The sequence below is a fragment of the Vibrio sp. RE86 genome (genome assembly GCF_013114545.1).
In the GTDB taxonomy this organism is placed as follows: domain Bacteria; phylum Pseudomonadota; class Gammaproteobacteria; order Enterobacterales; family Vibrionaceae; genus Vibrio.
This window is the reverse complement of sequence record NZ_VTXI01000022.1, coordinates 47,090-65,185: the sequence shown is the minus strand read 5'-3', so window position 1 is coordinate 65,185 and position 18,096 is coordinate 47,090. Positions and strand designations below refer to the sequence as shown.

Annotated in this window: 12 protein-coding genes and 5 tRNA genes; 6 read left to right on the top strand and 11 right to left on the bottom strand. The window is 45.4% G+C overall.

Annotated elements, in window-relative coordinates:
* The first annotated feature begins 93 nt into the window (after positions 1-93).
* Positions 94-1,758: a hypothetical protein gene (locus tag F0231_RS17700; RefSeq protein WP_171761024.1), complete on the top strand. Its 1,665-nt coding sequence runs from the start codon at positions 94-96 to the stop codon at positions 1,756-1,758.
* A 45-nt stretch (positions 1,759-1,803) separates the two neighbouring features.
* On the opposite strand, the gene F0231_RS17695 is transcribed toward F0231_RS17700, so the two are convergent.
* From F0231_RS17695 to F0231_RS17650, 10 genes are all read right to left on the bottom strand, one after another.
* Entirely contained in the window at positions 1,804-2,709 is a 906-nt protein-coding gene (locus tag F0231_RS17695; RefSeq protein ID WP_171761023.1) for an SPOR domain-containing protein, read from the bottom strand.
* Positions 2,710-2,921: 212 nt separating this feature from the next.
* Positions 2,922-3,860, bottom strand: a complete 939-nt coding sequence (locus F0231_RS17690; RefSeq protein WP_171761022.1) for an ABC transporter permease — start codon at positions 3,858-3,860, stop codon at positions 2,922-2,924.
* 2 nt (positions 3,861-3,862) lie between these two features.
* On the bottom strand, positions 3,863-4,840 hold the full coding sequence (locus F0231_RS17685) for an ABC transporter permease (RefSeq protein WP_171761021.1): 978 nt from the start codon (positions 4,838-4,840) through the stop codon (positions 3,863-3,865).
* A gap of 128 nt (positions 4,841-4,968) precedes the next feature.
* A complete protein-coding gene (locus F0231_RS17680; RefSeq protein WP_171761020.1) occupies positions 4,969-6,522 on the bottom strand; it encodes an ABC transporter substrate-binding protein in 1,554 nt (517 codons plus the stop codon).
* Between the two features lie 93 nt (positions 6,523-6,615).
* The gene (locus F0231_RS17675) at positions 6,616-8,331 is read right to left on the bottom strand and encodes an ABC transporter ATP-binding protein (RefSeq protein WP_171761019.1); all 1,716 of its coding nucleotides are present in this window, start codon (positions 8,329-8,331) and stop codon (positions 6,616-6,618) included.
* Between the two features lie 825 nt (positions 8,332-9,156).
* A tRNA-Pro gene (locus F0231_RS17670) sits at positions 9,157-9,233 on the bottom strand.
* 56 nt (positions 9,234-9,289) lie between these two features.
* Positions 9,290-9,365: transfer RNA gene (locus F0231_RS17665), tRNA-His, on the bottom strand.
* A 42-nt stretch (positions 9,366-9,407) separates the two neighbouring features.
* A tRNA-Pro gene (locus F0231_RS17660) sits at positions 9,408-9,484 on the bottom strand.
* 56 nt (positions 9,485-9,540) lie between these two features.
* Positions 9,541-9,616: transfer RNA gene (locus F0231_RS17655), tRNA-His, on the bottom strand.
* A gap of 37 nt (positions 9,617-9,653) precedes the next feature.
* Positions 9,654-9,730, bottom strand: a tRNA-Arg gene (locus tag F0231_RS17650).
* 308 nt (positions 9,731-10,038) lie between these two features.
* Between F0231_RS17650 and F0231_RS17645 the strand changes: the two genes are divergently transcribed.
* Positions 10,039-10,452 carry a cytochrome c5 family protein gene (locus F0231_RS17645; RefSeq protein WP_171761018.1) on the top strand — a complete coding sequence of 138 codons (414 nt, stop codon included), beginning with the start codon at positions 10,039-10,041 and terminating at the stop codon, positions 10,450-10,452.
* A gap of 77 nt (positions 10,453-10,529) precedes the next feature.
* Here the strand turns inward: F0231_RS17645 and rep are convergent, their stop codons facing one another.
* Entirely contained in the window at positions 10,530-12,548 is a 2,019-nt protein-coding gene (gene rep, locus F0231_RS17640; RefSeq protein ID WP_171761017.1) for a DNA helicase Rep, read from the bottom strand.
* 218 nt (positions 12,549-12,766) lie between these two features.
* Here rep and F0231_RS17635 point away from each other — a divergent pair, with 218 nt between their 5' ends.
* The 4 genes from F0231_RS17635 to F0231_RS17620 all read left to right on the top strand — a co-directional run bounded on the left by F0231_RS17635 (position 12,767) and on the right by F0231_RS17620 (position 17,990).
* Complete coding sequence (locus F0231_RS17635; RefSeq protein ID WP_171761016.1) at positions 12,767-13,333, top strand: TetR/AcrR family transcriptional regulator; 567 nt, start codon at positions 12,767-12,769, stop codon at positions 13,331-13,333.
* 18 nt (positions 13,334-13,351) lie between these two features.
* A complete protein-coding gene (locus F0231_RS17630) occupies positions 13,352-14,458 on the top strand; it encodes an efflux RND transporter periplasmic adaptor subunit (RefSeq protein WP_171761015.1) in 1,107 nt (368 codons plus the stop codon).
* Between the two features lie 11 nt (positions 14,459-14,469).
* Positions 14,470-17,592, top strand: coding sequence for a multidrug efflux RND transporter permease subunit (locus F0231_RS17625; protein ID WP_171761014.1), 3,123 nt, complete (start codon positions 14,470-14,472; stop codon positions 17,590-17,592).
* A gap of 146 nt (positions 17,593-17,738) precedes the next feature.
* Positions 17,739-17,990: an accessory factor UbiK family protein gene (locus F0231_RS17620; RefSeq protein WP_126575583.1), complete on the top strand. Its 252-nt coding sequence runs from the start codon at positions 17,739-17,741 to the stop codon at positions 17,988-17,990.
* Positions 17,991-18,096 lie beyond the last annotated feature (106 nt).

Here is an 18,096-nt window from a genome sequence, read left to right as displayed (position 1 = left end):
TATCTTGGGCACAAGATCACACTACAATCGCGCGCTATAAAACCTATCTCATAAATAAGAAAAACAACTCAACATACGAAGGACGTACGAGTTATGAAAAAAATGAGTCTGCTAGCAGCGGCAATTACAGTGGCTTTAACCGGTTGTGGTAGTGATGATTCAGGCGCAGTGACTGCACCTACAACAACCACAAATAAGTTCATCGATGCAGCGGTTGAGGGTATGTACTACTCAACCAGCTCTGGTCTTAATGGCACAACAGACAGCGAAGGTCAGTTCACTTCAGGTGTGAGCGATACGGTGACTTTCTACATCGGTGGCGAAAATGGCTTAAAGGTGGGCGCGGCATCTAACCGTGATGTACTGACACCATTTGAGGCAGCAGGTAAATACGCGCGTGCACTTAACCTAGCGATTTTACTTCAGTCTTTGGACAACCAGTTCGGTAGCATGTCAGACGAAGTCCTGACGATTCCAGATGTACTACGTGCACCAGATGCAGCAACACTTGCGAAGATGAAAGACCTGAGTCTTGATGATCGCACTAGCGTGGAAAACTTCCTGACTGATATGGGTGTAACCAACATCACTAGTGAAGATGACGCTCTAGCACATATGAACGCGGCGTTTGGCTCGATGGAACGTGGTGATAACTCAGCAAACCCATTTGCAGACAAAAATGGTAAGTTTGTTCGCTACATTGATGTAACCCAAGAACGTTTAGATGGCGGCTTCACCTTCGTTCATGCTGACAAAACCCTACCAAGTGATTTGTTTGAAGCAACACGCGGCATGGTTCAAATGGACTACCAGGTAAACAGTGCGAGTTTAACTTCTCTAATAGGATCTAATGACTCGCAACTGTCGGAAGACAATGCCGAGGATTACCTGAACTGCTTAGCTGGCGACCCAGGTAATACGTTCACAGCACCAAGCACATGTATCGGAACCCCAGCAACTCATTACACTTTGGGTGGCAACTTTAAATACTTGCTTGTTAATCCCGATGGCGCGACAACGGCTGATGAATCTATGGATTGGGCTAATGTTGCTAACTTCCTTCCATTTTCAGCAACTACTGTTAACGAGCTTAACCATTTTACTGTGGGTGAAAAGTTCAACGATAACGATGATGGCGGCGACTCTTGGGTTAATCAAAATATTTCAGGCTCTTACGACCCTATCACCAAGATTTACACTGAAATAACAGAGAAAGAAGAACTACAAGATAACACCGACTGTGGTTCTAACAACTGTTCAGTAGACAGAGAAACGAAACGTGTTGCTTTCTACTATGAACTTAATGCAAAAGATACGGATCGTTATGTCGATTTCACTGGCACTTGGAAAACAACTGAATACTGTGACAATGGTGAAATTGCCGTAAGCACAATGGAGTTTGGCGCAGATAAAGTGATCACTTCGGGTTCAGAGTGTGGTGGCAATCCTACTTCACCTGAAGATATGGGTACTACTGAAAGTACGTATGCTGATCTAGGTGCAATGGACTTCTGGTGGTTTGGTCAAATCAATCGTGAATCTAAAGCAACACTGACAGAACTAAACACAGTGGTACGTTTCTGCGACCAAAATAACTATGTGGCAGGTAATGCTTGTAACGCTAATGATGAATTCTTCGTTAAGTGGGAATACCAACCTGCAGGCACAAACTGGGATGAAGGATTATTGATTCGTCGTAAAATGGACAACAGAGGCAGTACAGACGGCCGTGTAAGCATCATGCAAAAAGTTAATTAAGCTCGAAAACAGAAAAGCAGGTCACTCGACCTGCTTTTTTATTCTTTACTTCACACACATAACATTCAGTAGTGAGGAACCTTTAAGCTGATTAACCTTACCACTAGTAAAGAGACCAGCTTTCTCTGCACCCCAATAAGGCAAATGCATTGGCCATTGGTTAGCGGTCATCTCGCCTGAGTCGAGTAACGCTTTCCACTGTGTTGGCGTTGCCAGCTTCATCCCTAAACGATAGCAGGTCTTATAAGCAGTCTCATAGCTCATGCGATTCCATGGCCGTGAATGCTCCATATAAAACTGGTCATCACTGAACATCACATACGGCACCTTGTAGTCCACACCATTAATGGTTGCGGACAGTCGAATGGTAATCTCGTTTTGCGCTTGTTTCGGTTGCGCTTCGATTTTAGGTTTCGCAGCAGGCGCAGCTTTCACTGGGGCAGGAATCACCATCGTCGACTGGCTGTTTTCCTTTGCAACACTCTTTGTCGCTGGCTTTTTGACTTCACGCTTTATTGGTGCGCCTTTAACTACTTCACGTATGAACGCTTCTTTATAGCCCGGCTCCGTTTTAACTTTAGCTAACTCTTGCTTAGCTTGAGAAAAATCGGTGTATGGGCCAATTAAGCATCGGCTGGCTTTTGCTTCAGGCTTTGCCCACACATCGGTGCTGATGTGCAAGTAGAGCTTTTTCGCCTTGGCAATCGTCAACGGTTTACTAAATACACCACATTGAATCCAAAACGTCGATTCACTGCCACGAGGGCTGGTTCCCCATAGTCCTTTACCTACCGGACAGGCTTTATCTAATTGCGGCAACTCATCGGTCGAGGCTTGTGTCGCATCACAAAGGAAATCCTCAGCCATCGTTGGCGCTGACCAAACTGGCAGCGCAAATAACGCGAGCATACCCAATTTGGTTAAAGAAGATTGCTTTGGCTTAAAGGCCATATCGATACCCATTCCTTAAACTTCATTCTTTTATCTGCCTAAAATACCAATCATGATAAATATTTGATCGCCTATCTATTCCGACTGATATAAACAAATATAGTGACATTATTACTGGTTCACTGTTGAGAAAAAGTGAATGCAAAAAAGAGCCGTAACAAGGTACGGCTCTTAGTGTAGTGATAATTTGCTAATCAAATCTTAGGCTTGGATCACCCTTTGTAGATTTTCGGGTTAAATACATCACGTAACCAGTCACCGAGTAAGTTGATAACTAAGACTAATGTGATAAGGACAACACCCGGGAAGGCGGTAATCCACCAAGCGCCAGAGAAGATGTAGTTAAAGCCAATACTGATCAATGCACCTAGCGATGGTTGGTCTACAGGAAGACCCAAACCAAGGAAAGAAAGTGCCGCTTCAGACATGATTGCGTTTGCCACCTGAACCGTTGAGATTACCAAGATTGGTGATAAACAGTTTGGCAGAATGTGACGGAACATGATGCGAGGAGCCTTAAAGCCCATCACACGCGCCGCCTCAACGTACTCTTTCTTCTTCTCAGCCAATACCGATGCACGAATAGTACGTGCATACTGCGGCCATTCCGCAATACCGATGATCACGACCAGCATCACGACGGCATATTGGCTATAGAAATCACTACCAAAACTTGCCTTGAAGATAGCCGAAACGATGATTGCCACCATCATAGTAGAGAACGAAAGCTGAACATCGGCAAAACGCATCAAGAAGCTATCAATACGACCACCGAAGTAACCTGCTGACAAGCCGATAATGATACCTAGCGTAAGTTGAAGGCCAACCGCCAAGAAACCGATAGTCAGTGACAAACGAGAGCCATATAGAATGGTCGAAAGAATGTCACGGCCTTGCTCGTCGGTACCCAATAGAAAACGAGTGTCGCCATCTTCCATCCAGGATGGCGGAAGCTCTGAGTCCATAATATCAATCGAAGAGAGATCGTATGGGTCAGTAGGTGATAACACAGGCGCTGCCAGTGCCATCACAAGGAAAATCATAAACACGGTAAAGCTAGCCATTGCCACTTTATCGCGTTTGAAGTAGTACAGAAAATCAGACTGTTTAAAACGCTCCCAGCGTGAAGGAGCTGCTGCTGTTTGACTCATGATTAAGCTCCTTTACCTGTTAGATTTACGGTCGGGTTGATGATGCCGTATAGCAAGTCAACGATAGTGTTAGTTACAACGAAAATCAGACCAACGAAGATAACGTAGGCAGTGATCAGCGGTGTATCTACACGGTTGATTGCTTCAAGGAAAAGGAAACCTGTACCAGGCCATTGGAAAACCGTTTCAGTCAGAATCGTATAAGCGACCATGGTACCAATTTGAACACCACCTACCGTCAGTACTGGCAGCATGGTATTTTTCAGTGCGTGCTGGTAGTAGATCTTGTTCAGCGCTAGGCCTTTCGCTTTACCGAACTTAATGTATTCCGAGCTAAGCACTTCAAGCATTTCTGAACGAACGAGACGAATAAATAACGGCAGCATGATAGATGCCAGAGCGATACATGGCAGAACCAAGTGTGCCAAACCATCCAGAGTAAAGAATCCAGACTCCCAGCCTAAGACATTGGCAGTTTCACCACGACCATAAGACGGAAGCCAACCCAACTCTATTGAGAAGACATACATCAGCATAATGGCGGTTAAGAAAACTGGAATCGAGATACCAATACTACTGCCTGCCATAACCAACTTGGTGAAGAAGCTCTTTGGATGGATAGCAGAGTAAACGCCGAGTGGAATCGAGCAGAAAACAATGATCAGTGTGGCACCAAATACGAGTTCCAGTGTCGCCACTAATTTGTCGAGAATCACTTCAACCGCAGGGCGCTTGAAGAAGTAAGATGTACCTAAATCACCTTGTAGCGCATTGCCTACAAAGCGAGTGTATTTTGTAATGAAGGGATCATTCAGACCTAGATCATCACGTAGCGCTTGACGCTCGGCTTCTGAAACCGACTGACCAACCAACTCACGTAACGGGTCGCCTAGGTTATCCTGAATGGCAAACGCCACTAGACTGATCACAAACATCACTATCAGTGCCTGAAACAGGCGCTTGACCAGAAACGAAAACATTCCTTGCCCCTTAAACTTTCCATGGATTTCAGTCTGAAAAATGGTACTTAACCCGACTGAAACAAAGTTAAGCACCAAAAATCGACCAAGTACTCACCCTGTGAGCACTTGGTCTGGTTCACTCGTGATTATTTAACCACTAGGTCACCGAAGTATGGGAAGTTCATACCGTTGATGATTGGACCAATCTCAACGTTACCTTTCGCTGCCCATGATGGATCTTGCCAGTGTAGAGGAACGAATGCCGCTTCGTTGTATAGAATCTCTTCTACTTTCTTCAGCGATGCACTACGTTTCTTCAGATCCGTCATTGTGTTCGTCTCTTCAATCAGCTTATCAACTTCAGCGTTTGAGTAGTGACCACAGTTGTACTGACCTTTACCTGTTTCCGCATTACGCGTCATTGCTAGGAACTCAGTAAAGTTACCTGAATCTTCTGTATCTGGGTGCCAGCCGATCATTAGCATATCTGCTGCACACTTATCGAATTCAGGCCAGTATTGAGCTTTAGGCATTGTCTTCAGGTCAACCTTGATACCAATCTTAGACAGCATTGCAGCAGATGCTTGAGCAATCTTGTCGTCGTTCACGTAACGGTTGTTTGGTGCCATCATAGTTAGAGCAAAGCCGTTCTCGTAGCCCGCTTCTTTCATTAGCTGTTTCGCTTTTTTCAGATCGTAACGAGGCTCAAGATCAGCGTTGTGACCAACGAAACCTACAGGGCTCTGTTGACCAGCGGCTGTCGCTGCACCCTTCATTACTTTCTTAGTAATACCTTCATTGTTGATTGCGTAAGTGATCGCCTGACGAACACGTACATCTTTCAATGCAGGGTTGCTGTTTTGGTTCATTTGGAACGTGATTACACGTGTACCAGGCATAGTGTATAGGTCAACACTGTCTGCTTTCTTGATACGTTTGTAGTCGTTAGGTGCAACAGGAGCAATCATATCTACGTCGCCAGAAAGAAGGGCTGCAACACGAGTCGCGTCTTCTTTGATTGGCACTAACGTTAGCTTGTCTACGTTACCGTCAGAGTCGTTATCCCAGTAATCAGCGAAACGCTCAAACGTTACTTTTACGCCTTGCTCACGTTGAGTGATAACGAAAGGACCTGTACCAGAAACGTTCGTTGATGCGTAAGAGTTACCGTGCTTAACTAGCTCAGCTTTGTCTTTGCCATCTTCTGTTTTACCTGAGTAGAACTTGCTGTCCATTGGGAACAGGTAAGTCATTACGTTTTCTACTAGTGGGTAAACACCATCTGTTTTCACTTCAACTGTGTAATCGCCAGTTTTGGTAATAGATACGATTGGGCCAAAGATACCTTTAAAGTCTGGAGAGCTCTTCAGGCGGTCAAACGTCCAAACAACATCGTCTGCTGTTAGTGCATTGCCTGAGTGGAACTTAACGCCCTGGCGGATATTAAACTGCATCGTTTCGCCATCAAGACGTTCCCAAGATTCAGCCAATCGTGGTTCAAATTCCATCTTCTGGTTAAAACGGATTAGCGGATCAAATACCATGTGAGACATTTGCAGTGTGCCGCCAGACAGTTGCTCATGCGGGTCAAGTGACACTGGGTCAGCATCATAAGCGACAGTAATGTCTGCAGCTGCTGCGCCAAAGCTAAGGCCAGCTGCCATTAAAGCTACTGCTAGTTTGCTTTTCATGGTTTTCATTGCATAACTCCTTATGCGGGATTTCTATCCCTAGTTGTTGTATTTGCGTCTGTTATATACCTAGCGCTGCTAGTGCCAGGAAAGGTCTACGGCTTACGCCGTTTTTATTTCTTCTCTTAAACCCGTAAATTCAGGCATTAGGGAAATAAGTTGCTTACTGTATTCATGCTGTGGTGACGTGAATAGCTGCTCTGTTGGCGCTACTTCTAGAAGTGTCCCCATCTGCATCACACCTACACGGTCACACATCTGACGAATAACCGGTAAGTCGTGACTGATAAACAGCATGGTTAAATTCAGTTCGTCTTGCAGATCTTTCAGTAGGTTCAGAATCTGAGCCTGTACCGATACATCCAGTGCAGAAGTCGGTTCATCACAAATTAATAGACGTGGGCGTGTCGCCAATGCACGAGCAATCGAGATACGCTGACGCTGACCACCAGAGAACTCGTGTGGATATTTCACACCCGCCATTTTGCCAAGGCCAACGTGATCAAGAAGATCGTTCACGATCTGTCTTGTTTCTGCTTCGCTGTTGGTCAATTTGTGGAAACGAATTGGTTCCGCGATGATGTCAAAAATCTTCATACGCGGGTTCATTGAAGTGTATGGGTTTTGGAAAACCATCTGCATTTGACGACGCAGAGGACGACGCTCTTTCTCTGATTTTAGAGCAGTCAGGTCGATGCCTTCAAAGGTTACCTTGCCAGAGTTTGGCGCGTATAGACCAGCGATGACTCGCGCGATAGTCGACTTACCAGAACCTGATTCACCCACTAGACCGAAGGTTTCACCTTCAAACACTTCAAAGCTGACGTTATTCGATGCTTGCACGTATTCACGGCGACTTTCAAACAGCGAGTCTTTGGTTACAAAACGTAGGTTTACATTTTCAACGTTAAGCAGAGAACCGGTGTAGTCTCGGTGATCTTGGCTTTGACCTAACCAGTGGTTCTTAACATCGAGAGGTTCCATCTCGTGCGCTTCTTCGATATAGCTAACCAATGGGAAGCGGTCAAGCTTCATATCTGAACGAGGCACGGCTGAAATTAGGCTGCGAGTGTATGAGTGGTCAGGATCGCCTAACACTTTTGCGGTTGGGCCAAACTCAACCAAATCGCCACGATACATAACCGCAACACGATCCGTTACGTTAGATACTACGCCCATATCGTGCGTAACCAGCATACAACCGACGTTGTTCTTGATACACAATTCGCGAATCAAGCTAAGGATTTGGTCTTGGATAGAAACATCAAGCGCGGTCGTTGGCTCGTCGGCAATGATGAGATCCGGTTCACCCGCAAGGGCAATGGCAATCACCACACGTTGACGCATACCACCAGAAAATTGGTGAGGATACTGTTTTAAGCGGTTCTCTGGTTGAGGAATCCCTACCTGCTCCATTAACGAAAGCGCGCGTTTATACGCTTCGTCGTCAGACACTTTCATATTGGCATGAATGGTCTCTTTGAGCTGCTGTTCTACGGTGAACAAAGGGTTTAGGGAAGTCATTGGGTCTTGGAAGATAAACCCAATTTTTGAACCACGAACTGAGCGCATCTGCTCTGGGTTTAACCCTGAGATTTGCTCGCCATCAAGATAAACATCACCGCTCGCGATTCGACCAGGAGGGCTAAGTAGGTCGATAACCGCGTTACCAACCGTTGATTTACCTGCACCTGATTCGCCAACTACGCCGACGATTTCGCCTCGCTCAATATTGAAAGAAAGCGATTTAACTGCGGCATGCACACCATGACGCGACGGGTACTCAATTCGAAGATTTTTAACTTCTAAAAGTGACATTACCAGACCTCTACTGCTTTGGCAGCTTTCTGCCCTGTCTGAAAAGTGAATCCATTCTTACCAGAATATCGTTCTGGCAATTTATAAGGTCATCAATTTGGCAAAAAATTCACAGAAAAGCAACAAATATAGAATAAAAAGTTGAGTTAGAACAAAAACCAAGCAGCTTATCAAAATAAATATGCAATAGAGTTAGATCATTGATTGGTACAACCTGTTGGATAACTTAATAAAACCCTAGCAATTACGTAACTTCTAGCTATTCGATAGACCTTTTGGCAACAAGGCGGAATGAATATAAATTCACAGACAAACTTAAAATAACAATTAACAAATATAAAACAAAAAACTTATTAGTGATTTATTTTTGGTTTATATGATTAGTTATAGGCCAATTACCAGAATTTATACAAATAAATAGTTACCAATAACAAACTCATGCACTAGCTTAAAATGCGTAACAGCGATATAAAGGAATGCTGATTCATGCTTAAGTATGAGGGTATGCAGTACGACAAGTCTGAAGGTTTAGCGTGACAAGAAAAGATGCAGAATCCGCAAGAGAGCGAACAAATTAGAGGCTCCAAGATAGAAAAAGAAGAGATTCCCTACTCCCTCATTCTTCGGTCTATGGAATGACGTTGAAAACACTAGAAAGTAAAAAGCCTCGTCATTTCTGAAGCGGACGGCCAGTCTAGGGCTTCAATAGTAATCCGGTGAAGAGCCATTTTTGAATATCAGGCGAACCCTACCTTGGATTCGAAAGCATTTGTGAATAGCTAGAAAGCAAAAAGCCTCGTCATTTCTGACGAGGCTTTTCAATAGTGGTCGGTGAAGAGGGATTCGAACCCCCGACCCTCTGGTCCCAAACCAGATGCGCTACCAAGCTGCGCTATTCACCGACTTATGTTTTGTTCCGAATCAAATCAGAACAGGAAACCGAAGTTACCTTAATCAATGGGGTGGCTAACGGGACTTGAACCCGCGACAACTGGAATCACAATCCAGGGCTCTACCAACTGAGCTATAGCCACCGCTATCTTTTTGTATAACCACTAAAGCGATTATTGAAATAGTGGTCGGTGAAGAGGGATTCGAACCCCCGACCCTCTGGTCCCAAACCAGATGCGCTACCAAGCTGCGCTATTCACCGACTTATGTTTTGTCCCGAATCGAATCAGAACAGGAAACCGAAGTTACCTAAATTAATGGGGTGGCTAACGGGACTTGAACCCGCGACAACTGGAATCACAATCCAGGGCTCTACCAACTGAGCTATAGCCACCACTGATTTTTTACCGATGTATTAACCTTCCGGAATATGGCACGCCCGAAAGGATTCGAACCTTCGACCTTTGGCTCCGGAGGCCAACGCTCTATCCAACTGAGCTACGGGCGCATGCCCCATCGGCGGAGTGGAATAATACGTATATCACACTATGCCGTCTAGTACTTTTTCAACTTTTTTTATCGTTTGGTTCCTTTTTCGACAATTAAAGTGTGATAAACCCCTATTTCCGATTAGATAACTGATATGAAGGGGGTAACTTGCTGTTTATTGCAACAAGTTAACAGGATATAATCACCCATTATTTACATTGATTTAACAGCAACTCGCGTATTTCACGTTGGTTGAGGTTGTTTATCAAGTCACACTCTAATAATGGGTAAGCACGAACTTACCTTCAGGAATGTAAAGTGAGTTTAATGGATATGTCTCGAAAAATGTTAACCGCTTTGGTCGCTGCGATCACTTTTTCTAGCGCCTCTTTTGCAGCAAGCGTAAGCCAAGAAGAATATGATTCAATTGCAGAACGTATTAAACCTGTTGGTGATGTTTACCTAGCAGGTGCAGAGCCAGTAAAAGCGGAGCCAACTGGCCCACGTGATGGCGCGTCTGTTTACGGTACTTTCTGTATTGCATGTCACGCATCTGGTGTAAGCGGTGCACCTAAGACAGGTGACGCAGGCGATTGGGCACCACGTATCGCTCAAGGTAAAGACGTTCTAGCGGATCACGCAATCAACGGCTTCAACGCGATGCCAGCGAAAGGTTCTTGTATGGACTGTTCAGATGACGAAATCATTGCTGCGATCGAGCACATGATTGAAGGTCTGTAATCCCTCTTTATATGGAAGAAGGGCTTGGTCAGTGACCAAGCCCTTCTTTTTTACACTTTATTCAATCCAACCAAACATTACTTCTTGTTAAACATCGCACGAATGTTGGCAATATGAGCCTGCCCTTTGGCCATGCGCTCTTCTTGCGTAACGGGCTTTTTCACCTGTTCCCACTCGACATCATCAAATGGCAATTCATCTAAGAAACGGCTTTGAGTCGGCTTAATTAACTCACCAAACTGACGACGTTCTTTACACATAGTAAAGGTCAATTCACGTTGAGCTCGAGTAATACCCACATACATGAGACGACGCTCTTCTTCGACGTTGTCTTCATCAATACTGGTTTGGTGCGGCAATATACCCTCTTCACTGCCAATCAAATACACGTAAGGAAACTCTAGGCCTTTCGAAGCGTGAAGCGTCATCAACTGCACCGCATCACTGTCATCGTCCTCTTCACCACGCTCCATCATGTCACGTAGCGTCAAACGTTGGACGACTTCTTTAATGCTCTTCTCTTCTTGGTCGTAGTTATCCCCTTCAAGGTCAGCCACGATCCAAGAGTAAAGGTCTGAGACATTCTTCATTCTCATTTCAGCCGCTTTCGGGCTGGCAGAAGTCTCGTATAGCCAGTCTTCGTAGTTGATATCACGGACCAAGGAGCGAACCGCTTCAACCGTATCCCCTCGTTCTGCTTGATCGGCAATTTTCACAAGCCAAGTGGTAAAGCGGCGTAAGTTTTCCAGACCTCGGCCTGAAAGCGATTGCTCTAAGCCCATTTCAAAACTGGCTTCGAATAAGCTTTTGCCACGCATGTTGGCGTAGCTGCCGAGCTTTTCTAACGTTACTGGACCAATTTCACGACGAGGCGTATTCACAATACGTAAAAAGGCATTGTCATCATCGGGGTTAACTAACACTCGCAAGTACGCCATGATGTCTTTAATTTCTGCACGAGCAAAGAAAGAGGTACCACCAGAAAGCTTGTATGGCACACGGTTCTGCATCAGGGATTTTTCAATCAAGCGAGATTGATGGTTTCCTCGGTAAAGCACGGCATAATCTTTGTACTCAGTACGATTAAGGAACTTGTGAGCAATCAACTCACCCGTAACGCGCTCCGCTTCATGTTCTTCATTTTTCGCCAACAACACTTTCAGCTTCTCACCGTCAGGGATTTCTGAGAATAGTGACTTCTCATAGACGTGTGGGTTGTTAGCAATCAAAATATTGGCCGCACGGAGGATTCGACTGGTTGAACGATAGTTCTGCTCTAGCTTGATTAGACGAAGGCTTGGGTAATCCTCACCTAGCAAGATAAGGTTTTGCGGCTTTGCACCACGCCAAGAGTAGATCGACTGATCATCATCACCAACGACAGTAAGACGGCCGCGCTCTCCGACGATTAACTTAACCAAATCGTACTGACTGGTGTTGGTATCTTGATACTCATCGACCAGCAAATAACGAATACGATTTTGCCAACGCTGACGCACTTCTTGGTTTGTTTTAAGCAGAAGTACCGGCAGAGAGATAAGGTCATCAAAGTCGAGTGCGTTATAGGCTTTCATCTGCTTTTGGTACATTTCAAAACAGAATGCGAATAACTGCTGCTGCTCACCTTTGGCCTGAGCTTTGGCTTGCTCAGGAGTCAGCATGTCATTTTTCCAGTTTGAAATGGTACTCAGAAGCTGACGCAGCAAATCTTTGTCACCATCAAGCTGCTTTTCAGTCAGCTCCTTCAAAAGTGCCATCTGGTCTTGATCGTCAAACAAAGAGAAGCCAGCTTTCAAACCGAGCGCTTTGTACTCACGCTTAATAATATTGAGACCCAAGGTGTGAAAGGTCGAGACCATCAAGCCCTTAGATTCATTTTTACCTAACGTTTGGCCGACACGCTCTTTCATTTCACGCGCGGCTTTATTAGTAAAGGTCACCGCTGCGATATTGCGAGCTTTGTAACCACACTGCTGAACCAGATAAGCAATCTTATTGGTAATCACACGAGTTTTACCTGAGCCCGCACCAGCAAGCACCAAACATGGGCCCGATACGTATTTCACAGCTTCATCTTGATTGGGGTTCAGCTTCATAGCTATCTCTGAGTACAAAAAGTTGGCGCATATAATAATAGTGCAATACGCAGATTGCTATGTTTAGTCTAAAAGCTAAACGCATATCAACCGATATGATTGACAATTTTTTTGCCTGAATCATGCATAGTTTGTTGCATAAGTGGTGACTCTTTAGGCTATAATGAATGAACGTTCATTCATTAACCTACTATATGTTAACTGTCTGGTTCTGATTTATGATAGATAAAAGACAAAAAATCATAGATGCCGCTGAAACTCTGATTGCAGAATCAGGCTTTCAAGGGCTCTCGATGCATAAGTTGGCCAAAGAAGCTGGGGTCGCAGCAGGAACGATTTATCGCTACTTCTCTGATAAAGAAGATCTCTTGCAACAAGTTCGTTTAGCCGTCGCAGAGCGCAACGCTGAAGCTATTCAGCGTGGTGTTGATAACGCGATGCCACTAAAAGAACGTTTTCGCAAAATGTGGTTAAACATTTTCGATCTCTCGGTGTCGAACATCGACAATTTAAAGAACCGTGCTCAGTACGACTCTTTACCTTGTGTTCGTAGCCATAAAACCAAAGAGATTGAACGCGAGATGTTTAGCAAAGTGGATCAACTGTTCACTGAAGGGCGAGAGACGGGGGTATTCAAACCTCTAAACAACCCAGTGTTGGCTGCGCTTAGTTTAGAAGTCAGTGTCACTCTGGCTCGTAAACAATCACTTGGATATTACCAACTGGACCAAGACGCCATTGAAGCGGCAATTGAAGCCAGTTGGGATGCAATCATTACACATTAACTTGGAGTTCTAACCAGAATGAAAAAGTGGACTTTTTTCATGTTACTTATCGCAATACTGCTGTTTGGCAGTGTGATAGGTTTCAATCTATTTAAACAGCAGAAGATCGCTGAATACATGGCAAATCGCCCTGAACCTGAGTTTCCGGTAACGGTAACTGAAGTTCAGCCGGTCGATTGGGTGCCAGTTATTGAAGCGATCGGTTTCATTGAACCAAACCAAGGTGTAACGGTTGCTAACGAAACAAGCGGCGTGATCGATAAGATTGCGTTTGAATCAGGTACGCAAGTAGAAGAAGGCCAGCCTTTAGTACTGCTTGATTCTGACGTTGAGAAAGCAAACCTAAAAAGTGCTCAAGCGAAGCTGCCTGCAGCTCAAGCGAAGTACAAGCGCTACCAAGGCCTGTACAAAAAAGGTTCTATCTCTAAAGAAGCGTATGATGAAGCTGAAGCAAACTACTTCTCACTACAAGCAGACATTGAGAGCCTAAAAGCATCGATTGACCGCCGTGAGATCAAAGCACCGTTCGCTGGCGTTGTCGGTATTCGTAATGTTTACCTAGGCCAATACCTTCAAGCAGGTACTGACATCGTTCGTCTAGAAGATACAAGTGTGATGCGCCTACGCTTCACTGTGCCACAGACAGACATCTCTCGTATCACGATTGATCAAGAAGTGGATATCTTTGTTGACGCTTACCCAGAGAAGCCATTTAAAGGTTCTATCTCTGCTATCGAGCCAGCAGTTAACATCCAAAGTGGTCTAATTCAGGTTCAAGCTGACATCCCGAACAGTGATGGCACGCTTCGTAGCGGTATGTTTGCACGTGCGAACATCATCCTACCTAAACTTGAAAACCAAGTGACTCTGCCACAAACGGCTATCACCTTCACTCTATACGGCGACAATGTTTACATTATCTCTGAAGAGAACGGTGAAAAACGCGTTAAGCAGCATGTAGTGAAAGTTGGCGAACGTACTCAAGATATCGCACACATCCTAGAAGGCGTAAAAGCTGGTGATGTTGTGGTGACTTCAGGTCAGGTTCGTCTAAGTAACGACGCGAAAGTTCGTGTAGTAGAAAGCGATGCGACTACTCCACCAGCTGAAACACCAATGCTGTAATTGGAGGCCTCATGCGCTTTACTGATGTTTTTATTAAACGTCCAGTTTTAGCGGTATCAATCAGTTTCTTGATCGCCTTGCTTGGCTTACAAGCGGTGTTCAAGATGCAGGTTCGAGAATACCCTGAAATGACAAACACGGTAGTAACGGTAACCACCAGTTACTACGGTGCAAGTGCGGACCTTATCCAAGGCTTTATTACTCAGCCCTTGGAACAAGCGGTCGCACAGGCGGACAATATCGATTACATGACGTCATCGTCTGTACTTGGTAGTTCGACGATTACCGTCAACATGAAGTTGAACACTGACCCGAATGCCGCCCTATCGGACATTTTGGCTAAGACAAACTCGGTTCGTTCTCAGCTTCCAAAAGAAGCGGAAGATCCAACCGTAACCATGTCGACAGGTTCCACGACCGCGGTACTCTACATTGGTTTCACCAGTGACGAGTTGTCTTCAAGCCAAATCACTGACTACCTTGAGCGTGTAATCAACCCGCAGCTATTCACCGTTAACGGTGTCTCTAAAGTTGACCTCTACGGTGGTATGAAATACGCACTGCGTATCTGGCTTGATCCAGCGAAGATGGCGGCACTGAACCTAACCGCAACCGACGTAATGAACGTACTGAACGCCAACAACTATCAGTCAGCGACTGGTCAGGCTGTGGGTGAGTTTGTTCTATACAACGGTAGTGCGGATACTCAGGTATCGAACGTTGAAGAGCTATCAAACCTCGTTGTTGCAACAGACGAAGGTGATGTGACTCGCTTGAGCGATATTGCCAAGGTAACGCTAGAGAAGAGCCACGATGTTTACCGTGCAAGTGCGAATGGTCAAGAAGCCGTTGTTGCAGCGATCAACGCAGCACCGAGTGCAAACCCGATCAACATCGCAGCGGATGTGCTAGACCTGCTACCTCAACTAGAGCGTAACTTGCCAAGCAACATCAAGATGAACGTGATGTACGACTCAACGATTGCGATTAACGAGTCGATCAACGAAGTTGTTAAAACGATTCTTGAAGCGGCACTGATCGTATTAGTGGTTATCACGCTATTCCTAGGCTCGTTCCGTGCGGTAATCATCCCTATCGTGACTATTCCACTCTCTTTGATTGGTGTAGCAATGGTAATGCAGGCGATGGGTTTCTCTTGGAACCTGATGACCCTGCTTGCGATGGTACTGGCTATCGGTCTGGTAGTAGATGATGCGATCGTTGTTCTTGAGAACGTCGACCGTCACGTTAAGCTGGGTGAATCACCATTCCGCGCGGCTATCATTGGTACTCGTGAGATCGCGGTACCGGTTATTGCCATGACATTAACGCTGGGTGCGGTATATGCGCCAATCGCGCTAATGGGTGGTATTACCGGCTCGCTGTTTAAAGAGTTCGCACTGACACTGGCAGGTGCGGTATTTGTGTCCGGTATCGTGGCACTGACGCTCTCGCCAATGATGTGTTCGAAGATGCTAAAAGCGAACGAAGAGCCAAGTAAGTTTGAACAAAAAGTTCACCACTTCCTTGACGGCATGACCAACCGCTACGCAAAAATGCTAGCCGCGGTTATGCAGCATCGTCCGGTAGTGATTGCGTTCGCACTGATCGTGTTCGGTAGCTTGCCAATGCTGTTTAAGTTCATCCCAAGTGAGCTTGCACCTTCTGAAGATAAAGGTGTAATCATGCTTATGGGTACGGCGCCGTCGAACTCGAACTTAGACTTCATGCAAAACACCATGAACGATGTAAACGCGATTCTGTCTGATCAGCCAGAAGTTGCTTTTGCTCAGGTGTTTACTGGTGTGCCTAACTCAAACCAAGCATTTGGTATTGCGTCTATGGTGCCTTGGAGTGAACGTGAAGCTAGCCAATCTGATGTGGCAAACCGCGTAGGTGGCTTAGTCGGTAATGTTCCTGGCATGGCAGTAACGGCGTTCCAGATGCCTGAACTACCAGGTGCAGGTTCAGGTCTACCGATTCAGTTCGTTATTACGACACCAAACGCATTTGAAAGCCTATTCACTATCGCGACTGATATTCTGACCGAAGTGAAATCGAACCCGCAGTTCGTCTACTCAGACCTTGATCTGAACTACGACTCGGCAACGATGAAAATCAACATCGACAAGGATAAAGCGGGTGCCTACGGCGTGACCATGCAAGACATTGGTATCACCCTAAGTACCATGATGGCTGATGGCTACGTTAACCGAATCGACCTTAATGGCCGTTCATACGAAGTTATCCCTCAGGTTGAGCGTAAATGGCGTCTAAACCCAGAGTCGATGAACAACTACTATGTTCGTAGCGCAGATGGTAAAGCGGTTCCGTTAGGCAGCTTGATCACGATTGATGTTGTCGCTGAGCCTCGCTCACTGCCTCACTTCAACCAGCTAAACTCAGCAACAATTGGTGCAGTACCTGCGCCAGGCGCAGCAATGGGTGATGCAATTAACTGGTTCGAAGGTATTGCAGCAGAGAAGCTTCCTGCAGGTTATAACCATGACTATATGGGTGAAGCACGTCAGTACGTGACAGAAGGTAGCGCACTGTACGCAACCTTCGGTCTTGCACTGGCGATCATCTTCTTGGTACTGGCGATTCAGTTTGAATCGGTTAAAGACCCACTGGTGATCATGGTGTCAGTACCATTGGCGATCTGTGGTGCTCTGATTGCCCTTGCTTGGGGCGCAGCTTCAATGAACATCTACTCTCAGGTAGGTCTGATTACTCTGGTTGGTCTTATCACCAAGCACGGTATCTTGATCTGTGAAGTAGCAAAAGAAGAGCAGCTGCACAACAAACTGAGCAAGACAGAAGCGGTAATGGAAGCGGCGAAAGTTCGTCTACGCCCTATCCTAATGACGACAGCAGCGATGATTGCTGGTCTTATCCCGCTTATGTACGCAACAGGTGCAGGTGCAGCGCAGCGCTTTAGTATTGGTATCGTAATCGTTGCAGGTCTTGCAATTGGTACTATCTTCACACTGTTCGTACTGCCTGTTATCTACAGCTACCTTGCTGAGAAACACAAGCCTCTACCAGTGTTTGTTGAAGACAAAGACTTAGAGAAGCTAGCGCGTGTTGATGAAGCAAAAGCCGCTCACCGCGAGCTTGCAGACAACAAATAATCACTGCGATTAGTCAAAGGCCACTTCGGTGGCCTTTTTTATTGTCCTTCATTGTCGATATAAGCTTCGAATTTTTACTCTCGAGGTAGCGACTTTCCCGTATCAATTACATAGAATGAGGACAAATCGAAAGGAGTTTTAGTCACATGTTTGACCCAAAGAAACTAGAGCAAATTGCTAAACAAATTCATGATTCAATGCCTGCGCCAGTAAAAGAGCTAGGTTCAGATGTTGATCAAAAGGTACGTCAAGTTATCCAAGGTCAGCTAAACAAGCTGGATGTGGTTAGCCGTGAAGAGTTCGACGTACAAACTCAAGTACTGCTTCGTACTCGTCAAAAACTGACAGAGATGGAAAAGAAGCTGGCGGATCTAGAAGAGAAGCTGGCAGATAAATAAGCTGGTCATTCACCACTTGTATTGAGGGTTGATGTTGACGCATCAACCCTTTTTATTATCAATAGAATACAGAAAGTCATTCCTCCTCTGCCTCCATTATCAAGTA

Coding starts and splice junctions, on each gene's coding strand:
- F0231_RS17675 (WP_171761019.1), bottom strand. CDS start 8,331: ATGTCACTTTTAGAAGTTAAAAATCTTCGAATTGAGTACCCGTCGCGT.
- F0231_RS17685 (WP_171761021.1), bottom strand. CDS start 4,840: ATGTTTTCGTTTCTGGTCAAGCGCCTGTTTCAGGCACTGATAGTGATG.
- F0231_RS17690 (WP_171761022.1), bottom strand. CDS start 3,860: ATGAGTCAAACAGCAGCAGCTCCTTCACGCTGGGAGCGTTTTAAACAG.
- F0231_RS17625 (WP_171761014.1), top strand. CDS start 14,470: ATGCGCTTTACTGATGTTTTTATTAAACGTCCAGTTTTAGCGGTATCA.
- F0231_RS17680 (WP_171761020.1), bottom strand. CDS start 6,522: ATGAAAACCATGAAAAGCAAACTAGCAGTAGCTTTAATGGCAGCTGGC.
- F0231_RS17620 (WP_126575583.1), top strand. CDS start 17,739: ATGTTTGACCCAAAGAAACTAGAGCAAATTGCTAAACAAATTCATGAT.
- F0231_RS17700 (WP_171761024.1), top strand. CDS start 94: ATGAAAAAAATGAGTCTGCTAGCAGCGGCAATTACAGTGGCTTTAACC.
- F0231_RS17695 (WP_171761023.1), bottom strand. CDS start 2,709: ATGGCCTTTAAGCCAAAGCAATCTTCTTTAACCAAATTGGGTATGCTC.
- rep (WP_171761017.1), bottom strand. CDS start 12,548: ATGAAGCTGAACCCCAATCAAGATGAAGCTGTGAAATACGTATCGGGC.
- F0231_RS17630 (WP_171761015.1), top strand. CDS start 13,352: ATGAAAAAGTGGACTTTTTTCATGTTACTTATCGCAATACTGCTGTTT.
- F0231_RS17645 (WP_171761018.1), top strand. CDS start 10,039: ATGGATATGTCTCGAAAAATGTTAACCGCTTTGGTCGCTGCGATCACT.
- F0231_RS17635 (WP_171761016.1), top strand. CDS start 12,767: ATGATAGATAAAAGACAAAAAATCATAGATGCCGCTGAAACTCTGATT.